This window comes from Arthrobacter sp. B2a2-09 (assembly GCF_027587375.1).
In the GTDB taxonomy this organism is placed as follows: Bacteria; Actinomycetota; Actinomycetes; order Actinomycetales; family Micrococcaceae; genus Arthrobacter.
The window spans coordinates 1-19,352 of the sequence record NZ_JAMXIC010000034.1; the positions used below are offsets into that span (position 1 = coordinate 1).

Here is a 19,352-nt window from a genome sequence, read left to right on the forward strand (position 1 = left end):
CATCCGCGCTGAACACGGACTCGAAGCCCTCGGCGCAGCCGTCATGGCCCTGATGTTCGCCACCATGTCCACATAACCCCTACCACACACCCGCATCCCGAGGACTAATCAAACTCCCGGCAAAGCCGGGAAAGGCCTGGTCTGTGGCCGAAGCAGGCGTCCTGCCGCTGCTCGGCTGGAGCCTGCTGGCCTTCCTCGTCCTGGACACTGGCATTGGAGGCTTCAAACGACGCAGCCACCGTCCCGCTGTCCACCAGAAGGCTGAATGATGGCATCCTGAGCTGATAGACATCACGACCGTCAGCGATAGAAGACGGAGCCGCGGGTGCCGCGCTGCTCGTCCAGCTCTTCCAGCCTGGCGGCAAGACGCCCAAACGCGGCGTCGTCGTCGAACTCGCCCTGCACGAAGCAGTTTGCCCCCGGAAAGCTGCTCCCACACCGCCCATCAAAAGGCGTCCGCGAATACGCCTTGACGGCCTCTCTAATTCCGGCGGCGAAATCCTCGTTATCCCACTCGCACTGGCGAAGCCCACCAATGCAAAGCTCGGCGGCAGGAGTCCCCCGTTCGCGAGGTCATAGACCTCCGGCATGAGTGGATGGGCTCAGACCGACGGATGCTTTCCTCCGCACCGGAACCCGCTCAAGTGTCCGGTGCCTCGTCACTACGTAGGTTGGATCTTAAGCGGTTCCAAAGCAGATGAGCCGACCGGAGGAAGGCTGCGCCCACGCGTTCTTCTACAGGGTCGAGAGACTTACCGGAGATTTTTCGGGCTTTTCCCATTTGTAGTCGATCCAGATCTCATAGCCATCCCACCTTTGCACCATGGTGCGCGGATTCACGCCATCCACGGCAAGCCACAGAATCGAATTGTCGTTGGTGACGGCATCGACAATGCCGTGCCGGACGACCTCGTTATGCAGGCGCACTTCGACGACTTCACCTACTAAAGGCAGCCAATCAGGCTGGATATGAAAGCTCACATGTCTCCCTCGGGCGCATTTGCTGTTTAATGTACGGCGGCAGGGCAGCCCTGCGGGCCACCCTGCCGGCTGGCTCACGCCAATGGTGTGCAGCGCTAAATAGCGATCTCCGCGCCGCGATCGCACGTAACTTCGGATTAGATAGTTTGGCCGCCGTCGATGTACCAAGACTGGCCAGTCACGAAGCTGGTTGCGTCGGACGCCAGGAAAGCCACGGTATTGGCGATGTCCTGCGGTTGGGCAAGCCTGCCCAACGGAATCCCGGTGCGGAAGGCGCTGAGATCCCCCTCGATCTGGCGTTCGGGTCCTACTCCCAGCCGTGCCCACTGTTCGCGCTGCATTTCAGTTTCGCAGGATCCGGGGTTCACCGTGTTCACTCTGACGCCGTGTCCCGCTACTTCCAACGCTAGACACTGGGCCATCATCTGTGTGGCCGCTTTGGACGCGCAGTAGGCGGCAAGATCCAATCTAGGTTTGCTTGCGCAGTTAGACGTGATGATCACGATCGAGCCACGGTTTTCGTGGGCGATCATTTTTCGGGCAGCAGCGACGCTACAGAGGTAGGCAGCTCGTGTGTTCACGGCGAACTGCTTGTCCCAGAGGTCAATATCTCCGGACAGAAGTTCACCAGGGTTGCAGACTCCGGCGTTGTTGACGAAGATGTCCAGTCCTCCCAGTTGGTGTGAAGCATCGTCGATAGCCTGTTGCACAGAGGCGGGATCCGTGAGGTCAGCGGCGACACTGTATCCTCCCAGTTCAGCGGCAGTGTCAGCCGCCGTCGCAGAGTCGATGTCGATGATTGCGACTTTCGCGCCCTGGGCAACGAGATGGGCGGCGATTGCCTTGCCAATGCCGCGACCGGCACCTGTGATGATGGCAGTTTTTCCTTTAAGCGAGGTACTCATTTTTGCACTCCGATGTTTCGTTCGAACTGTAGAGAATCAATATTTGCGGCCGGGACCGGCCTTAGTGCTGCGTCGAACGCGCTGGTAATCGCCTCGCGCGCCTTACCTGCTTTGGCAGCGTCACCGATGATTACGAGTCTGTCGCTCGGGAGACCCTCCAGGCCGAGTGCACGGACGAGGGAATTTCCCCTCCCGACGCGAAGCCTGTAGTAAAAGAAATCGCGAACTTTCTGGTTGCTGAACACCTTCTTCACGGCTCCTGACTTCATGAACGCCGTGTTCAGGATTTTCTCCACCAAAGGACCAAGTCCGGCCCGGTATCGAGCTCCGGCCGCGATGACGACGAGATCGGCTTCCTGCAGAAGTTCGAGTCTGGCTTGGGCAGCTTTACCAAGATGGAACCTGACGCCGGCCCGTCTGCATTCGTTTTCCAGATTGGAGATGTAGGCGGCGAAACTCGGCTCCGCGGCCTTAACGTCATTGAAGATGGGCGCTTTCCCAGTCAGTAGAAAATTGCCTCCCACCTGGTCTCGCTTGTCGATAACGCTGACCGTGTTACCAGGGGCGGTTAGAGATGCGTATGACAGGCCAGCCGGTCCGGCACCGATTACGACGATTTTCTTGCCGGTCGCTGGCCCACCGGCCGCGAACTCCAGCTCCCGGCCAGTGGTCGGGTTGACGACGCAGGACAGGTTGTTCCCACCGCGCATGTTGTTCACACAGTGATTGCACGACAGGCAGCTCCGCACAGATTTACCGGCCATGGTTTTGTTGACCCATTCCGCGTCTGCCAGAAGCGGACGGCCGATGGCCGTCATGTCCAGCTTCCCTTCGGTTATCGCCCTGCCGGCCACCTCTGGGTCGCCCAGTCTTCCGACGCCGATGACAGGGACCTTGACCCGTGCCTTGACCGCGGCCGCCAGATCCAGGAAGATCCCTTCCTTGTACGCCATCGGAGGGATCATCACTTCAGCGCCCGGCTGAGACCTGTAGTGTCCCGCCGTGACACTGATTGCGTCGGCTCCGGATTCGACCGCCCATTCTGCGACAGCATAGGCGTCTTCAGCGTGCAAGCCTTCGGCGTAGAAGTCTTCGGCACCAAGCCGATAAATTACCGGCAGCCCTGGAACTGCGGCCTTGATGCCTTCGATGATTCGAAGGCCGAAACGCGCCCGGTTTCGCAGCGATCCGCCGAATTCATCCGTGCGAACATTCTCCGAGGGAGAGAGGAACTGGGAGATCAGGTAACCGTGCGCTCCGTGAAGCTCCACCATGTCGAAGCCCGCCCTTTTGGCGCGTGCAGCGGCGGAGACGAACGCTCCGATTGTTTCCTCGATTCGTTCCTTTGTCATCGCTTCGGGATGGGCTAATTCCTGTTCGATTTCAAAGACGGGAGTCGGTATGGCGGAGGGTGCGATGGGCTGCACCTGCGAGACCGCACGGCGAGCCCTGCTGCCACCGTGACCTAGCTGGATCGACGCACGGGCACCTTCATCGTGGATTGCCTTTACTATCGTTTCCAATCCCGGCAGAAACTTGTCATCATAGATGCCCAGCTCATGGTACCGGTGACGTCCGGCAACCTCGGGTGCTGCCATTTCGACGGTGATCAGCCCTACGCCTCCGCGGGCGCGCGCTTGATAATAGGCAACGGTGGCAGAGGTAGCAAAGCCAGCATTCGTGGAGTATCTGGTCGTCATGGGGGGCATAACCACCCTGTTCCTGATCTCGACGCCGCCGATAAAGATCGGGGCAAACAATGCCGAAGTCTGCACGTCAGGCATGGAGGAGTCCGGACTCCGCAATAGCCGCGCGCAAGCCCGCCCGTTCTTCGTCGCTGAGCGGCTGCAACGGAGAGCGCACGTAAGCCTCATCGATGCCGCCCGTCAATGCCAGGATGTTCTTCATTCGGTTGTGTCCGTCCAGAAGAGGTTCCTTGTAGCATTCTTCGGCGAGCGGCCAGATCTGGTCCCATACCCTCCGGGCTTCGGCAAGGTCCAGCTTGTTGACAGCTTCCCAAAGCCGGACGTGAAGGCTGGCCACTATGCTGCCATGACCTGAGAGAATGCCATCGGCCCCAACGCACAGGGAACTGAACAGGGAACGGCTGAAACTAGACAAGACCGCAACGTCCCTGTCGAGTGATTTCAGCGCCCTCCACGTCCGCTCGTAGATGACAATGTCATTGGACCATTCCTTCACGGCAGCGATTGTGTCGATTTCCGCACAAAGCTGCGTTATGCCGTCCACGGTGAACCGCAAGGCCGAAAAGTTGGGATAGATGAAGGCAATCAGCGGCAGATCCGTTACTGAGGCGATTTCGCTAAAGTGCCCGCGCGCCATGTCCGGGCGCTGATAGCCGCCGCCGTCCAGTACCGCGGACGGGAAGACCAGCAGGCCATCAGCACCGGCCTGCTGTGCCCGAGCCGCGGCTGCTGCGGCTTTGGCTGATCCGTCTTCATAGATGCCGGCGATGACAGGCACACGCCCGTTCGTTTCTTCGAGCACGATATCCAGCTGACGGGCGCGTTCATCCTGTGTCAGCGTTGCCGTCTCCGAAGCATGGGCGTTGGTTGTTATCCCAGAGATCCCGGGAACATCCAAGAGCGCACGTAGGTGCTTCCTCAGGTTTGCCTCGTCCAAGCGGCCATCGGCCGTGAACGGCTGCAAATGGGCAGGTATGACGCCTGAAATCGAAAGGGGTGAACGTGTCATGGAAGTACTCCTCTGCATCGGATGAGTTCTGAGGTGACTCACGTTACGGTTCGATCAATTTGCTGTGAAATGCCGATTTCACATCCCTTATGCGTGGTACGTATAAGGGATGGATCTCGAAAATCGGCTTCTCAACATTGAGTTCCGTCATCTCCGGGCTTTGGTCGCGGTCGCAGAAGACCTGAACTTCACCCGTGCGGCAGAACGGCTTCGGACCACCCAGCCGTCCCTGAGCCGGACCATTGCCAGCCTCGAACAGATTCTGGGAACCGTTCTAGTGCGCCGTGACCGCCGTTCCGTTAGCCTCACCCCGGCAGGGACGCGCCTCCTCGCCTATGCTCAGCTCTCCCTAAAAGCCCTGCAAGAAGGAGCGGAAGCGGCTACTGGCAGCCCCTTGGTTTTGCGCATTTGTTTCGCTGGTCCTCTTGCCGAGATAACAGGACCGGCCGTCAGGACTTTTGAAAACATGCATCCGGGCATTCAGGTGGACATTCGCCGGTACGACGATCCGATGGCGAGGCTATCCGAGGGACGCTGCCATCTGGCTTTTCTCCTCGGCGCCCCAAACAACCCGGCGCTGGAAACACTTGTGCTGACTGAGGAAGCCAGGATGGTGGCACTTCCGGCTGGTCATCGACTCACTGGACAAAGCGCCATCGGCCTCAAGGATCTGTCACGCGAGACGTTGGTGATGAACGTCCTCGCGGGTACCACCAGTGTCACTCTGTGGGATGAGGCAGACATGCCCACCAAGATCGTGCGCGTCCGCAACATTGACGAGTGGATGGAAGCGATTGCGCTGGGTCGGGGTATCGGTATCACTCCAGCGTCGACCGCACGCTTTTACACTCATCCGCAAATTGATTTCCGCACCCTATCGGATGCCCCGCGAGTGCCCGTTGTTCTGGCTTGGCGAAAAGGAGACCCGCATCCAAACATCCCCGATTTCACCGAAGCCGTGAGGTTGTCGCTGATCAGCAAATCATGAGATCCGACGCCGACGGAAGCGGCGGTCAGATCGTCATGCCGGTTGACGATACATTTCAAGTTCGGGTGAGGTCTTCGTCGGCACAAACTCAGTGATCGAGTATTCGGCTACATGGTGCTTCTTGAACGGGTCATCTTCTAGGGCATCCGCGATCGCAGAACGGGTCCCTGATGCCAAAATGACACCGCCGGTGCGCGGTTCTTTGCGACCCGATGCTAGGAAGATCCCTGCTTTGTACTGACGCTCGAGGAAGTCACGGTGCTCGTCCAGATAACGCTCGACCTCGACGATGTCTGCAAGGTACGTCAGATCAATGACGAATAGGCTGCTCACCCGGTAGACCGTATCAGAGGTCTCAGGCTCTCAGCGCTCTCCGCGAGTTACTGGAGTCCGAGTGCTTTCATCCGCGAATACAGGGTGGAGCGGCTGATGCCAAGCAGCCCAGCAGCCTGAACTTTGTTGCCCATCACCTGCACCAAAACTTTGCGAATAGTGTCGAATTCAGCCTGCTCCAAGAGCCCCAGATTCCGGCGGCGGCCAGGCGTTCGATATCGCTCCGGAATGTCGCTGAGGGTCACATCGCCGGCAGACCGGGCGGCAAGAACTTCGTCCAACACACCCTGTAACTCTTTGTAGTTGCCAGGCCAGTCGTGGGCGGACAGCGCCGCCAGAGCCGGGGGTGTGAACCTGACGTTCTTTACGCCGCGATCTGACAGCATCGCCCCCATTATCGAAGCCAGCTCGGGTCGCCGTTGCCGCAGCGTTGGTAGCTCGATAACCGAACGGCAGTGCGTCGCGGCCGCGGCGAGTGAGTCTATGCCAGTGTCGCTCGTCAGCACGACCCGTGTGCTCGTTTGCTCCATAGCGTCTGACAGCACCCGGAGCAGCGGCGCGTCAAGAAGGTGGACCGACTCGACGACGAGGCTGGCCCGCGATTGCTCTGCCAAGCTCTGAAGACTGGCTGCCCACTTCTTTGCGCCGCTGACGACAGCTTCGCCGGCGTCAATCACTTGGACGAAATCGTCACCTGTCACGCTGTGAGCTGCGGTGGTGCGGCCCGATCCTGGCTCACCGGAGATGAGCACATGGCCAGAGGCAGCGCGCGCGCGTATGAGCATCTCGGTGAGTTGGTCGCCGACGGTTCGGTAGCGAACTGAAGCGCGGGGCACGGCAAGGGTACTTTGTTCGTCTCGCAGAACGCGGAACACTGCACCCTGATCCGAGACCCTCTCTACGAGGACCGTTCGCTGTCCAACGCTCAAGTCCATCCGCACTCGGTCACCGAAGACAACGCCGCGTTGCGCGGCGAATTCTTTTAGTACGGCGAGGTCGCTGCTTTGTAACTCCGTGGCCGCCGCACCGTTGGTGAAAGTCTCGCTTGGCTCGACCGCCACCACCGGCATTCGGCGGTGGCTTTCACATGCAGCGCGAAAGGCGAGCAGGAGCGCCACCTGCGCGTCCGAGTACGTGTTTAGGAGCCTCTGCTGGATTTCCCGGACCGCAGAGGTGAGCACGGGCTTCATGAGGGACGGGCTTTCACGTCCCGGACCCATTATGTTGATCACGCCTTCCAAACGCCTCGTGCCGAGCTGAAAGATCGGGAGGCCGAAGCAAATCTGGTCGCGCAAGCATTCTAGAAAGTGCTGTTCGCCCAGCACAAAAACACCGCGCCTGGTCTCAATTGGTGTCGAGATCGCGTTGGTGCCGCTTGTCTGTTCTGTGAATTGGGCGCCAACCACCACCCCCAGACGATCCGACGCGGCGGCCAATTGCCGTGTGCCGAAGGTGCGGTGCAGGATATAGCCCTCGTTGTCCGCAAGCAACAGCCCGAAATTGGAGTCGTGTAGCTGATTCTCGAGACCTTCGAGAATCGGCGTGGCTGCCCTCATGAGTCGGGACCCGAGATTCATCTCGACGAGCCGGTCAATGACGATCTGACTGCCCGGGTTCAGTCCAGCTAAGGTCGACCGATACCACGACTGCCGGATGTCCGGATCTATGGGCGAGTCGCCTTCTGGCATGGGACTTCCGGCGAATTCACGGATGGGCATATGGCTTTCTTTCCGAGCAGGGGTACATCAATGCTCGCACGGGCCGTCAATCCTCCACCAGAGTCGGTTCTCCGGACGAAGGCCTTAGCAGGGGCCTGACCGGACGGCGCCGGCGGCTCAGCCCAGATCTCCGTGGTGGAACGCCGCAAGAACACCAGGTGTCCGGTTCCCGAACAGTTACTCACCTGCGTGTTGGAGGACGATATCGCTATCGCCGATCAGCGTGATCGACTTCAAGCAAATCAGTACTCAATGGAGAGGGAGCCCAGATGACGCTCCAGATGGATCCCGTACGGACCAGTATCGACCTGTCCGACAGGTCGTTCAAGCAACTCATCGACGGGCGGCTGCTCGACGGCGCATCCAGCCAGCCTGTCATCGACCCGGCGACCGGCGAAGCGTTCGCCGTAGCTCCGGTCGCGAACGAGAGCCAGGCAAACGAAGCTTGCCTCGCGGCCGCCCGAGCGTTCGTGGGCTGGCAAAAGACCACGCATGGTGACCGGACCCATATCCTGGAACAGATCGCGGTGCGGATCGAAGATCGCCGCCCGGAGATCGCGCAGATCATCACCCTCGAGAACGGCAAGCCGATTGCTGAAGCTGAGGGTGATGTCGACGCGGCCGTGACATGGCTGCGGTACTTCAACAGCCTCCGCTTGGACCCGGAGGTCCTGCGCGAGGATGACGAGTCGCGCATCGAGGTCCACCGCACGCCGCTAGGTGTGGTTCTTGCGATCATTCCGTGGAACTTTCCGTTCTTCCAGACCATCTACAAGCTCGCGCCGGCACTGCTTGCGGGCAACACGATCGTTATCAAGCCTGCGCCGACCACCCCGCTCAACGCGATGGTTGTAGCCGAAATCGTCCACGATCTGGTGCCAGCGGGTGTGGTCAACGTGGTGGGCGACGGCGGCGAAATCGGGCCATTCCTTAGCGCGCATCCAGCGATCGCAAAGGTCTCCTTCACTGGCTCAACCGCTGTCGGTCGGAAAGTCATGGCGAGTGGTGACACCGTCAAGCGAGTAGTCCTCGAACTTGGCGGCAACGACGCGGCTGTGGTTCTCGACGATGCAGACATCCCCGCCGTCGCCCAGCGGATCTTTGAGAAGGCGTTCTGGAACACGGGTCAAGTATGCATCAACATTAAGCGAATCTACGTGCACGCTTCGCAGTACGACGAGTTCTGCACTGAGCTCGCCCGTCTCGCTAAGAAGGCCAAGATCGGCCCCGGGCTCAACCGGGATAACGAATTCGGGCCGCTGCAGAATGCCCGCCAATTCCAGACCGCTAAGAACGCTCTCGGCATCGCTGCCCGCGACGGCAAAATCATCGCGGGCGGAAACGTGATCGACAGGCCCGGTTACTTCGTCGAACTCACCGTGGTGCGCGACATCGAGGAGACCAGTCCGCTTGTCGCCGAAGAGACCTTCGCCCCGATACGCAGTGTCCTGAAGTACGACGACGTCGATGAGGTCATCGAACGGGCCAACCGGACCGACTACGGCCTCGGAAACTCCGTTTGGGGCAGCGACGTGGGACGTGCCACAACCGTCGCGCGGCAACTTGAGAGCGGGACAGTTTGGGTGAACACGCACTCCGCAGTTGCGCCCGATGTGCCGTTCGGCGGCCGCAAACAGTCCGGCTTGGGTGTCGAATTCGGGATCGATGGACTTCTGGAGTTCACGGACAGCTCCGTCATTCACATCGCCAAGAAGGCGTACTCAGATAACTGAACCATTCAGGAACCACACTGCTTTTTCGCGGCCGGTCTGGCCACGCAAAGCAGAGCGAATCAGAATGATTAGGAAGGCAAGAAACGCAAATGATTGAACTATCGGTCTCAACAGAACACCTCAGTCCTCCCGAGGACTACCCCCTGGAGAACGTTCTCTACGGAACACCCGCCGCCAAGGTTCAGTGGCTCCGGACGTCCACAGACGGTGAAGGTCAACTCTACGTCGGCCTCTTCACCTGCGAGCCGTGCGGGGTCGAAGACGAGCTCCTCGGCGACGAATCAGTCTACATGTTAGAGGGTCGCATGACCGTCGAGGTCATAGGTGGCGAGTCGGTCTCCCTGAAAGCAGGCGACGTTGCATCGTTTCCGAAGGGAACGAAGACCGTTGTTCACGTTCACGAGCCGATCAAAAAGTTCTTTGTAATCAGCGGATAAAGGTAGTAGAAGAAAAATGAGCAATAAATCATACGATGTCATTGTCATCGGCGGCGGATTCGCCGGCGTCACTGCTGCACGCGAACTCGGCCGCCAAGGCTACAAGGTCGCGCTGCTCGAAGGTCGCGACCGTCTCGGTGGACGCACTTGGTACAAGGATGATGCACTTCCGGGTTACTCGCTGGAGCTTGGTGGCACCTGGGTGCACTGGTTCCAACCGCACGTGTACTCGGAAATCACCCGCTACGGCCTCGAGTTGGTCGAGACCGTCGGCGTCTCGGCACCGGAACTTGCAGCCACGGTAACCGGCGGGAAGCAGAGCATCCGAAAGTACGACGAGGTTGCCGACGCAATCAACTCCGTCATGGAAAAGGTCGTCGAAGGTGCCCGCGAAGTCTTCGACAGGCCGTTCGAGCCCTTCCTGCACCCGGAAGCCCTCGCAGAGGTCGACAAGCTGTCCATCCAGGACCGCATTGACTCCCTGGACATCTCCCAGGAGGAAAAAGACCTTGCTAACGGGCTTTGGGGTGCCATGGGTTCCGCTCCGTGCAATGAGGTCGGCATCGTCGCCGCCATGCGCTGGTACGCGCTCAGCGACTTCAGCATCCAGACCATGTTTGACGCCGTGGGCCGGTACAAGTTCAAGAACGGTACCCGGTCTTTGATCGAGGCGATCGCTGACGACTCCCTTGCAGAGATCCGCCTGAGCACCCCGGTTGCTTTAGTCGAACAGAACGAGGAAGGCGTCCGCGTCATCACCCGTGACGGCGAGGTTCTGCAAGCGTCCGGTGTCGTCATGGCCGTTCCGATCAACACCCTCGGGTCCATCAAGTTCACTCCGGAGCTCTCGTCCGGAAAGCGGACGGTCAGCGCTGAGCGGCAAGCCGGCCGCGGTTCGAAAGTCTGGGTGCGGGTCCGCGGTAACCTGCCCAAGCCTTTCTTCGCGGTCGCCCCCGACAACCATCTGATCAACTATGTCGTAACGGACAAGATCTTCGACGACGGCCAGATACTGATTGCGTTCGGTCCTGATGGGGCCAACACAGACGCCGGCAATGCCGAGATGGTGCGTGAGGAACTTGGCAAGATCTTCGGAGACCTCGAGATCGTGGAAACCACCGGGCACAACTGGGCAAATGACGAGTTTTCCCAGGGCACCTGGTCCATGTTCCGGCCCGGCCAGACGGTCGGGTACCTTTCCGAACTCCAACAGGCCGAAGGTCGCGTGTTCTTCGCCGGATCGGATATCGCTAACGGGTGGAACGGCTTCATAGACGGTGCCATCGAGTCGGGCATCCGCGCCGGCCGTGAGGTCCACACGCAGTTGCTCGGCACCACATCTAACAGCGCTCCTGCCTCAGAAATAGCACATTCACACAGAAAGTCTTCAATATGACCGAGACCGAGATCGTTACCGAGGTCGTTACCGAGCGTCGCCGGCTCGCCAAGACCCTGACCTGGCGTGACGGAATTGCGCTTGCATTGACCTTGCCCACGGGTCTGTTCGTAACCTTCGGATACCTCTTGGGTGTCGTTGGCGCTTGGACCGCGATCACCGTGTGGTTGGTGGGAGCCGTCATCGCCCTGCTCCAGTGCTTCGTGTTCTCCGAGATGGCGGCGATGTTCCCTCGGGACTCGGGTGGCGTAGCCCGCTATGCGATCGAGGGCTGGAAGCGGTACTTCGCTCCGCTGGGAGCCATGGCGGCTTTCGGTTACTGGATTGGCTGGTCTCTGTCGATCTCGATGGCTTCAGTTGTCTTTGGGCAACTCGTAAAGGCCACTTGGTTCCCGAGCAATGACCTGAGCTTCAGCATCCTCGGAAACCACCTCGGCCTCGAGCACATCATTGCTCTCGGCGCCATGTTGTTCGCTTGGGCGTTCAACTACTTCGGCCTCAAGTTCGGCGCGACCGTGAACAAGTTTCTGGGGGTCTTCGTCATCGTGGGCCTCGGTGTGGTGACGGTCGCGTGCCTTGTTAGCCCATCGCTGCACTGGTCTGCCGGCAACATGACCTGGTATGTCAACGGAGACTGGCGCACGGTCGCAGTCGTTTTGTACGTGACCGCTTGGGCGGTTTACGCCAGCGAGATCGTCGCGTCCTTCGCTCCAGAGTACAAGAACACGTCGAGCGACACCTCCAAGGCCATGACTCGCGTCTCGATGTTCATGATCGTGTTGTTCTGCGTGGTCCCGACCGTGCTCGCGGGCACCATCGGCGAGGGAGCGGTGCGCGATAACCCTGTTACTTATGTATCGGTGGCGTTCGGCGAAGCCTTCGGCGGTGCCAGCTGGATCGGTACCATCGTGATCGGAGCCTCTTTGCTTGTCGCGATCATCTCCACGACGGCCGACGGCGGCAGGGCACTCTACGGCCTAGCTGAAGAAGGTATGACCATCAAGCAGCTCCACTGGGTGAACCGCTGGGGCGTGCCCGGACGGTCCCTCACATTGGACGTGCTCCTGAACGCGACCGTCATGGTACTTGTCGGAGCACCCGTGAGCATCCTGCTCGCCAGCAACCTCGGCTACCTGCTGTCGATAATCCTGGGCCTGTCTGCCTTCCTCCTGCTGCGCAAGGACCGCCCGAACTGGCCGCGTCCGATCCGCCGCGGTCGTGGCTGGATCCCGGTAGTCGTCATCTTGGTGGTATTCAACACCGTCATCACCGTCGTCGGCGTCACCAATCCCGAGCTCCTCGGCTACGGCGACTTCCGCGACACCCTCGTCGCGGTCGCTATCCTGCTGCTGTCCGTCGTGCTCTACATCTACCGACGCGTGGTCCAGGACAAGAAACCGATGGCCTGGCGCCTTCCTGCGCCCGCCTTGCCAGAAGGCGAAGACGCTATCGCCCTGGAAGAGGAGATGCGCCAAGTCCGGGCGGAGCGTGCGGGTCGGCCTCAAGCACGATGAGCTCAGTCGGCACGGATGTAGAGATCATGTGAGCTCAATCGAAAACCCTATGAAGGGCGGTCTGGCCGGCATCGGATGCGAAACCGCATCTGCCTGCGCGCAATCGTTGCTTTTGCCGCTGCCGGGCCGCTCTTCTTGTCCACCCTTCAGATCTAAAGATGAAGATGGACGGCGCTCATAACGAGATGAAGGCCGAACATGGCACTACAAAAGCATCTTCAATGGGATTGTCTCATTGGGGCATACGTGGAGATCCGCAGAAACGGCCAAGCTGTCAGGTCGGGGGTGGTAGAAGACGTAATGCGAGACTCCTCCGCCCTTTGGCTCGCGGCCGACGGCGCGTACGAGCGGGCCATTTTTGAGGCCGCAGACGGCCATGAGGTCTGGATAGACGCTCGACAACGGGCCCACCGGGATTGCGGGAGTTTCAATCCCATCATTCTTTATCCACTGCCTTGATTCATTTGCGTCACTGGCTGCTCGGGGGAACTCTGTTGTCCGCAGTCCTTTGGGGCTCGTTCGCTCAGCGCAGTTCGCGCGTTGAACGAACTCTGAACAGTTAGCGGGCGGTGGTCCGTCGCATCATAGTCTCAGCCCGGCGCCTCGCCGAGGCACAAACAAATCGACTCGAAAGGAAGTAGACGTGGCCGACACCGAAAACCACGCAATCCGGCGCGTAATCATCACCGGAGGGACTAGAGGAATTGGTCGTGCGTGCGCAGAGCACTTCGCCCGACGCGGTGACCGCGTCCTGGTCTGTTCGCGTAGCGCTTCAGAAGCGGAGGCCGTAGCTGCAGAGCTCCAGCAGGTCGGCGGCACTGTTGAAGGAATGGCAGCCGACCTTGCCGACCCTGAAGTGGGCTCCAAAGTGGTCGGGCGGTGTGTCGATCTCTTCGGTGGGGTCGATGCCCTGGTGAACAACGCCGGGATCTTCGAGTCAACGGCGCTTGTCGATGTAACGGCCGATGACTGGGATTCGACGATGCACACGAACCTGCGTGGGCCGGCACTGACTTCCGCCGCTGCTGCGCGGGTGATGAGGGCCGCGGGCCATGGCTCTATCGTCAACATCGCTTCTATCAACGGTTTGGCACCGGAGGCGAACTTCGCGGCCTATAACGCCTCAAAAGCGGGGTTGATTTCACTCACAAGGACAACCGCTATCGAGCTCGCGGATGCAGGCATCCGGGTCAACTGCGTTGCTCCTGGACTGATCCGAACGCCGATGGCTGAACCATGGATCACGGGCCTGTCTGATGAGGTGGTTGCGCGTTGGGCACCGATGCGCCGGTTCGGCCTGCCCGAAGAGATCGCGTCGGTTGTCGACTTCCTGATATCCGACGCCTCCGCATACATGACCGGCGAGACGCTCAGGGTTGATGGCGGTACGCTGGCCCGTCAGCCTGTCCTTTGAGTTGAGGTTCATCCCAACGGCTGCATCACGAATACCAGACAACAGGCATGGAGAGCACTGAATGACGCAAGAGCCCAAGCACCGCGATGCTGCTTCGGCACAACAGTGGTACCTGACTGCGCAGTACCGTCAGATCAATCGAAGGCCCCAGTCAACGGAAAGATCGTCCGTTTTCAAAGACGAACCGCTGGAGCTGCCGTTTGGAGTTGCCCACGTGCGACGACGCGGCGCTGCGTTCACGGCGTGTGGAATGCCAGCGCAAACTTGGCCAATCTTTTGGCTTCTTGATATCTCGGAGGCCGACACAATCTGCCCGGAATGTGCGGACGCGGTTCAATGACTTCCGGCGTCGAGGCGGGCAAGGTTAGGCATCGAAGTGCTGTCTTAGGCCACACTTACTCCGCGGCACGGTATTGCGGATCCCTTTGGTAACCGAATTGTCGTCGGGTTCTGTTGCCGTCCAGAAGGTATGATTCGAGTCATGACGGCGGCCGATTCAGATTTCGCCGACCACCGGGCATTGGCCGACGCGCTCACTGCCGAACGGCCGCTGCACGCGCTGGTGAGGGCCCTGCACCGTATTTCTTCTGCGCCCGTGGCTGTGATCGATCTGCATGGCGGCGTACTGGTGAGTGTGCCTGAGCGGGCGGAATGGATGGCGGAAGAACTCGTCGCCGTGTCGCCTCCTGCGGACGGTCCCGTCGCCGGATGCGTCCTCCGGTCGGTGGAGTTGGAAGGCGAGCCAGTCGCCGTGCTGGCCATGCGTGGGCAAGGCGCGTCGACGAAGCTCCTCTCGTTTGCCGCAACCCTGGCCGGTATCGAACTGTCACGACGGCACGCCATCTTGAGCGGGCGAAGAGAGCTGCTGGGCCAGGTCCTTGAAGACGTGATTTCCGGCTACCTCGGCGAACAAGAAGGAGCACGACGGCTCCTTGACCACGGCCTGGACGTCGGCAAGCCGCATGAGGTCGTCGTCGGCTCCGCTGAAGGTTCGCCTCGCCGGCTCCGGTCGTACCCTTGGAACCTGCACACGCTGCTGACCCAGCAGAACGATCCGCACCTGCGCACGATCGTCGACGACAGAGTGGTACTAGTCGTTCCAGAACAAGCTGGCCTGTTCGTGGCGCGGCTCTGCCACGAACATTTGGCCAGCATCGGGTCCAACGCACGAGTCGGAGTCAGCAAGCCGCGCGCTGGGGTGCGGGGCCTGAGGCTCGGCTACTTCGAGGCGCGCAACGCGCTGGCTGAAGGGTACGGTGTTCATGTGCATCGGACCCAAGATCTTCCGACGGCCCTCCTGATAGCTAGTCTGGAGGCAGGGGTACCGCTTCGCGACCTGTCGGCCGAAGCTCTGGCTCCGCTGGTGGAGTACGACCGAAAGAACGACACCCTGCTGGTGGACACGCTCCGCCGCTACCTCGCAGAAGACGGCGACGTGGGCGCGACGGCAGCTCGGCTCTTCGTACACAGAAACACCCTGCGCAACCGCCTGCGGCTAATCGAAGAACTCACTGGACGCGACGTGTCATCGCCAAGCAACTACGCTCACTTCTGGCTGGCGACGTCAGGTCTGGATCTTCACTCCAGCGCCAATCTCTCCTCCCTGTTCGAACGAGGTACAGTTCAGGATGACTAACAGCGTCCGGGTCGCCATAGAGAGCGTCCTCTTCCTAGGCGGAGACACGGACGCAACACGCGCGTTTTTCAACTTGGTAATGGACCGATTGCACGAAGGTTCAGACTCCGGCCAAACGGTGTCCTTCGTACCTTCAGTCGACGCGCCGACACCCCCATCAGGTTGCTGGGTTCCGTGCTTCGGGAGCACTGACAAGAACGCATCGGCTGGCCGGGCCCTAGAATTCGGCGCCGACCTAGTGGCCAATTTGGCTTTAGGCGGGCGGGACCTGAGCATGTACTCGGCGCCCGATGGAGCGCTTTTCGTGCTCGCTGACCTTATCGACCCGAAGCCGCAACCGCAGACGCTGGGCCAGGTGGCGTTCGTCGATCTCTACACGCCACGGGCAAAGGAAGCCGCGGACTATTACGCTAACGCCTTGTCGTGCCGTGTGATTCATGAGCTGAAGCCAACCCCGGGCGATTACCGATTCCTGGCCTGGGGCGATGAGCCAGTCGCGGGTGTGGTCGACATGTTGGATGTTCTCCCAGAATCGGTCCCACCGCACTGGATTCCGTACTGGCGGGTGCTTGATCTGGAAGGGGAGGTTGCGCGCCTGAGTGACTTCGGGGCCAGGGTTCGTGTGCCGGTCACGGAGTCTGCCCTAGGTCCCTTCGCGCTGCTCGCAGATCCTTTCGGCGTCACCTTCGGACTACAGACGCCACTCTCAGACAACCTACTCGTCGAGCACGCGAAGTCCCGGTCGTGAATGTGGTCGTGAATGTGGGCGCGCACAGTTAGGGCGGCTTGAACGGTGCGCATGCCTATGTTGCTGTGCAGCCCGCCTGAATAGCGTTAGGCCCTATCAGCTTGACTATCGACGATGGAGACGACACGTGACCACTTCACTGCCACCGGCACCCCTGACCAAATCCGACCTGGACATTGTGCTTGAGGAACGGCTTTGGAGCTCTCTCTCAAGATCACGGCGATTTCCCTCGTGGCCGCCGGCGTGCGGTCGCTGCGCCTCGAGCGCAGCGACCATGCACCCCTCCCTGTTCGAACGCTAGATGAAGGGAACACTAAGATGACTCGCGAAGAAGCCCTTGCACAGTGCCCATCCGACTCCTACGTGGAGTTCTACGGCAACCAATGGCTCATAATTCCGTTTGCAAGCGTTGCACAGCCTCCGTTCTTCGACTGCACCCCAGGACTCCGGCTTACCCATCCCTGACATGGCCCGACGTATGAGGACTATGCTTCCCTTCGCCACGGCCACCGCAGCTGACCCGTGAAGTACTGTTCCTGCACGCGGATGCTTGGCACGAACACGGCGGCGCAGGCGGTCGGCGCAAATCAATCACTGGGGGAAGGCGGAGCCTGTTGAGATTCTGTCCAGTCGTGATTGAGTGAATTATGGCCGAACTCATAGAGGATTATGCGCTGCTTTCCGATCTTCACACCGGACCTCTTGTTTCCCGACGGGGCAGTGTGGATTGGCTGTGTTTCCCCCGCTTCGACTCGCCCTCTGTCTTTGCTGCCTTACTCGGGAGTGAGGAGCACGGCCGGTGGCTGTTGGCGCCTAGCCCGCCGGAGGCTGTCGTTGTTGACCGCCGTTATATGGACTCGACGTTTGTACTTCAGACGACATGGCAGACCGACACCGGGCATGTCTTGGTTACCGAATTCATGCCCGTGGGTGAGAGCCGCTCGAGTCTTGTCCGTCGCGTCACAGGACTAAGCGGAACAGTCCTCATGCGGCAGGAGATCAGGATCCGACCCCAATACGCCACTGTGCTGCCTTGGGTCAGTCGCGTCCGTGACAGCGCGGAGGCTCGAGGTGTGGAGGTACTGCTGGCCATGTCGGGTCCGGACGCCCTGTCTCTTCGGGGAGATTACCTTCCGATGGCTGAACGTCATCGGCATGTTGGAGAATTTACAGTTGAACAGGGGCAGATCGTTGACTTCGAACTGACGTGGTTTCCCTCGCACGAGGACGTACCACCCGCTATCAACGTCGATGAGTCCCTTCAACTGGCGGTGGACTATTGGACCACCTGGGCAGGGAATTGCCGCGCTGACGGCAAATACGCCGATGCAGTAAAGCGTTCGCTACTGGTGCTGCGTGCGCTCACCCACTATGAGACGGGCGGCATTGTCGCAGCACCCACTACTTCACTGCCAGAGGATTTTGGTGGGGCGCGCAATTGGGACTACCGCTACTGTTGGCTGCGCGACGCGTCGTTGACGTTGGAGGCCATGTTGACGCACGGCTACGGATCCGAGGCGCTGAGGTGGCGTAACTGGCTCTTGCGTGCACTCGCCGGCGATCCCGAAGACCTGCAAATAATGTACGGCATTGGGGGCGAACGGGATCTCACGGAAATGGAGCTCCCCCACCTTCCCGGATACCAGAACGCCAGGCCGGTGCGAATCGGCAACGCTGCCGTGTCCCAGTACCAAGCTGATGTAGTTGGCGAGGTAATGGTGGCGCTCGAAAGGCTTCGTCTCGCCGGAGGTAAAGAGGACAATTTTTCCTGGGCGCTCCAGCGGGCGATGCTGGGTTCCGTGGAAAACCACCTCGAGGACAAAGACTTCGGTCTTTGGGAAATGCGTGGGACTGCCCAGTACTTTACCCACTCCAGAGTCATGATGTGGGCCGCGTTTGACAGCGGGGTGAGGGCTGTCCGGGACCACGGACTGCCTGGGCCCATCCAACATTGGGAGCAAATCCGCGATCGATTAGCTGCCGAAATAATGGATCTCGGCTTCAACCGGGACCTGAACTCGTTCACACAAGCCTACGGCGGTCAGCAGACGGACGCCGCCCTTCTGGCATTGCCGCAGGTTGGCTTCCTTGCCTATGACGACGAACGCATGCTCGGTACCGTCGCCCGGTTGGAAAAGGAGTTGCTCACCTCTGGGGGCCTGCTTCTGCGCTACCGCACCGAGACGGGGGTCGATGGATTGGAACCGGGAGAACATCCATTCCTCGCATGCTCCTTCTGGCTAGTGGAACAGTACGCGCGCTCGGGCCGACGCACAGACGCCACGAACCTGATGGACATACTGGTGGGACTCTCCAATGATGTCGGCCTGCTCAGCGAAGAATATTCAATGAGGGAAGATCGGATGGCGGGAAACTTTCCACAAGCATTCTCCCATCTGACGCTCGTGCGGGCCGCAGACGCCATGCACGGCGAGGACGGTCTCAGCCTGCAATTGAAACATTGAAAGACTAGGCACGCTACACGCTTCCCTGGTGGCTGTCGTCGATCAACATCATCGACCCCTTGCGCGGACAAACGACGTATCCGGTGCGAAGGAGTTTGATCACATGTCTAGTCGCCCGAAGGTCGCCCGGGAAGAGGTCTCATGAAGTTTGACAGAGAAGTCATGGTTCTGGAAGGGGAGGTTGCGCGCCTGAGTGACTTTGGGGCCGGGGTTCGTGTGCCGGTCACGGGGTCTGCCCTAGGTCCCTTCGCGCTGCTCGCAGATCCCTTCGGCGTCACCTTCGGACTACAGACGCCACTCTCAGACAACCTGCTCGTCGAGCACGCGAAGTCCCGGTCGTGAATGTGGGCGCGCACAGTTAGGGCGGCT

General features: G+C 60.1%; 17 protein-coding genes and 1 pseudogene. 11 read left to right on the forward strand and 7 right to left on the reverse strand.

Annotated features, from left to right (window positions below; genetic code table 11):
* The first annotated feature begins 143 nt into the window (after positions 1-143).
* Positions 144-269 carry a hypothetical protein gene (locus NFJ07_RS23345; RefSeq protein WP_269998257.1) on the forward strand — a complete coding sequence of 42 codons (126 nt, stop codon included), beginning with the start codon at positions 144-146 and terminating at the stop codon, positions 267-269.
* A 37-nt stretch (positions 270-306) separates the two neighbouring features.
* On the opposite strand, the pseudogene NFJ07_RS23350 reads toward NFJ07_RS23345, so the two are convergent.
* The 5 genes and pseudogenes from NFJ07_RS23350 to NFJ07_RS23370 all read right to left on the reverse strand — a co-directional run.
* Positions 307-593, reverse strand: a pseudogene (locus tag NFJ07_RS23350) (glucose-6-phosphate dehydrogenase); the annotation flags it as partial.
* Positions 594-735: 142 nt separating this feature from the next.
* Positions 736-981 carry a hypothetical protein gene (locus tag NFJ07_RS23355; protein ID WP_269998259.1) on the reverse strand — a complete coding sequence of 82 codons (246 nt, stop codon included), beginning with the start codon at positions 979-981 and terminating at the stop codon, positions 736-738.
* Positions 982-1,118: 137 nt separating this feature from the next.
* Positions 1,119-1,886: an SDR family NAD(P)-dependent oxidoreductase gene (locus NFJ07_RS23360; RefSeq protein ID WP_269998261.1), complete on the reverse strand. Its 768-nt coding sequence runs from the start codon at positions 1,884-1,886 to the stop codon at positions 1,119-1,121.
* Positions 1,883-3,670 (reverse strand): oxidoreductase, encoded by a 1,788-nt coding sequence (locus tag NFJ07_RS23365; RefSeq protein WP_269998264.1) that lies wholly within the window; start codon positions 3,668-3,670, stop codon positions 1,883-1,885. The genes NFJ07_RS23360 and NFJ07_RS23365 overlap by 4 nt, the downstream gene beginning before the upstream one ends.
* Positions 3,663-4,601: a dihydrodipicolinate synthase family protein gene (locus tag NFJ07_RS23370; RefSeq protein ID WP_269998266.1), complete on the reverse strand. Its 939-nt coding sequence runs from the start codon at positions 4,599-4,601 to the stop codon at positions 3,663-3,665. The genes NFJ07_RS23365 and NFJ07_RS23370 overlap by 8 nt, the downstream gene beginning before the upstream one ends.
* 109 nt (positions 4,602-4,710) lie before the next feature.
* Between NFJ07_RS23370 and NFJ07_RS23375 the strand changes: the two genes are divergently transcribed.
* Positions 4,711-5,589: a LysR family transcriptional regulator gene (locus NFJ07_RS23375; RefSeq protein WP_269998268.1), complete on the forward strand. Its 879-nt coding sequence runs from the start codon at positions 4,711-4,713 to the stop codon at positions 5,587-5,589.
* Positions 5,590-5,622: 33 nt separating this feature from the next.
* Here NFJ07_RS23375 and NFJ07_RS23380 read toward each other — a convergent pair whose 3' ends face one another.
* Both NFJ07_RS23380 and NFJ07_RS23385 read right to left on the reverse strand, forming a co-directional pair.
* Positions 5,623-5,922, reverse strand: coding sequence for a YciI family protein (locus NFJ07_RS23380; protein ID WP_269998270.1), 300 nt, complete (start codon positions 5,920-5,922; stop codon positions 5,623-5,625).
* Between the two features lie 47 nt (positions 5,923-5,969).
* Positions 5,970-7,640, reverse strand: coding sequence for a sigma-54-dependent Fis family transcriptional regulator (locus tag NFJ07_RS23385; protein WP_269998272.1), 1,671 nt, complete (start codon positions 7,638-7,640; stop codon positions 5,970-5,972).
* 269 nt (positions 7,641-7,909) lie between these two features.
* Here NFJ07_RS23385 and NFJ07_RS23390 point away from each other — a divergent pair, with 269 nt between their 5' ends.
* The 9 genes from NFJ07_RS23390 to NFJ07_RS23430 all read left to right on the forward strand — a co-directional run bounded on the left by NFJ07_RS23390 (position 7,910) and on the right by NFJ07_RS23430 (position 19,325).
* The gene (locus tag NFJ07_RS23390) at positions 7,910-9,373 is read left to right on the forward strand and encodes an aldehyde dehydrogenase family protein (RefSeq protein WP_269998275.1); all 1,464 of its coding nucleotides are present in this window, start codon (positions 7,910-7,912) and stop codon (positions 9,371-9,373) included.
* An 89-nt stretch (positions 9,374-9,462) separates the two neighbouring features.
* Complete coding sequence (locus NFJ07_RS23395) at positions 9,463-9,810, forward strand: cupin domain-containing protein (protein WP_269998277.1); 348 nt, start codon at positions 9,463-9,465, stop codon at positions 9,808-9,810.
* Positions 9,811-9,826: 16 nt separating this feature from the next.
* The gene (locus NFJ07_RS23400) at positions 9,827-11,206 is read left to right on the forward strand and encodes a flavin monoamine oxidase family protein (RefSeq protein ID WP_269998279.1); all 1,380 of its coding nucleotides are present in this window, start codon (positions 9,827-9,829) and stop codon (positions 11,204-11,206) included.
* The gene (locus tag NFJ07_RS23405; protein WP_269998281.1) at positions 11,203-12,720 is read left to right on the forward strand and encodes an APC family permease; all 1,518 of its coding nucleotides are present in this window, start codon (positions 11,203-11,205) and stop codon (positions 12,718-12,720) included. Before NFJ07_RS23400 ends, NFJ07_RS23405 begins: the two co-directional genes overlap by 4 nt.
* A gap of 643 nt (positions 12,721-13,363) precedes the next feature.
* Positions 13,364-14,134: an SDR family NAD(P)-dependent oxidoreductase gene (locus tag NFJ07_RS23410; RefSeq protein WP_269998284.1), complete on the forward strand. Its 771-nt coding sequence runs from the start codon at positions 13,364-13,366 to the stop codon at positions 14,132-14,134.
* 481 nt (positions 14,135-14,615) lie between these two features.
* Entirely contained in the window at positions 14,616-15,770 is a 1,155-nt protein-coding gene (locus tag NFJ07_RS23415; protein ID WP_269998286.1) for a PucR family transcriptional regulator, read from the forward strand.
* 304 nt (positions 15,771-16,074) lie between these two features.
* Positions 16,075-16,518: a VOC family protein gene (locus tag NFJ07_RS23420; RefSeq protein ID WP_269998288.1), complete on the forward strand. Its 444-nt coding sequence runs from the start codon at positions 16,075-16,077 to the stop codon at positions 16,516-16,518.
* 647 nt (positions 16,519-17,165) lie between these two features.
* Positions 17,166-18,983: a glycoside hydrolase family 15 protein gene (locus NFJ07_RS23425; RefSeq protein ID WP_269998290.1), complete on the forward strand. Its 1,818-nt coding sequence runs from the start codon at positions 17,166-17,168 to the stop codon at positions 18,981-18,983.
* A gap of 141 nt (positions 18,984-19,124) precedes the next feature.
* The gene (locus NFJ07_RS23430; protein WP_269998291.1) at positions 19,125-19,325 is read left to right on the forward strand and encodes a hypothetical protein; all 201 of its coding nucleotides are present in this window, start codon (positions 19,125-19,127) and stop codon (positions 19,323-19,325) included.
* The last annotated feature ends 27 nt before the right edge of the window (positions 19,326-19,352 follow it).

Excerpts from the sequence above, each read along its gene's own strand:
- NFJ07_RS23405 (WP_269998281.1), top strand. The coding sequence starts at position 11,203 with ATGACCGAGACCGAGATCGTTACCGAGGTCGTTACCGAGCGTCGCCGG.
- NFJ07_RS23370 (WP_269998266.1), bottom strand. The coding sequence starts at position 4,601 with ATGACACGTTCACCCCTTTCGATTTCAGGCGTCATACCTGCCCATTTG.
- NFJ07_RS23390 (WP_269998275.1), top strand. The coding sequence starts at position 7,910 with ATGACGCTCCAGATGGATCCCGTACGGACCAGTATCGACCTGTCCGAC.
- NFJ07_RS23385 (WP_269998272.1), bottom strand. The coding sequence starts at position 7,640 with ATGCCCATCCGTGAATTCGCCGGAAGTCCCATGCCAGAAGGCGACTCG.
- NFJ07_RS23360 (WP_269998261.1), bottom strand. The coding sequence starts at position 1,886 with ATGAGTACCTCGCTTAAAGGAAAAACTGCCATCATCACAGGTGCCGGT.
- NFJ07_RS23425 (WP_269998290.1), top strand. The coding sequence starts at position 17,166 with ATGGCCGAACTCATAGAGGATTATGCGCTGCTTTCCGATCTTCACACC.
- NFJ07_RS23375 (WP_269998268.1), top strand. The coding sequence starts at position 4,711 with ATGGATCTCGAAAATCGGCTTCTCAACATTGAGTTCCGTCATCTCCGG.
- NFJ07_RS23395 (WP_269998277.1), top strand. The coding sequence starts at position 9,463 with ATGATTGAACTATCGGTCTCAACAGAACACCTCAGTCCTCCCGAGGAC.
- NFJ07_RS23365 (WP_269998264.1), bottom strand. The coding sequence starts at position 3,670 with ATGCCTGACGTGCAGACTTCGGCATTGTTTGCCCCGATCTTTATCGGC.
- NFJ07_RS23430 (WP_269998291.1), top strand. The coding sequence starts at position 19,125 with ATGAAGTTTGACAGAGAAGTCATGGTTCTGGAAGGGGAGGTTGCGCGC.
- NFJ07_RS23400 (WP_269998279.1), top strand. The coding sequence starts at position 9,827 with ATGAGCAATAAATCATACGATGTCATTGTCATCGGCGGCGGATTCGCC.
- NFJ07_RS23415 (WP_269998286.1), top strand. The coding sequence starts at position 14,616 with ATGACGGCGGCCGATTCAGATTTCGCCGACCACCGGGCATTGGCCGAC.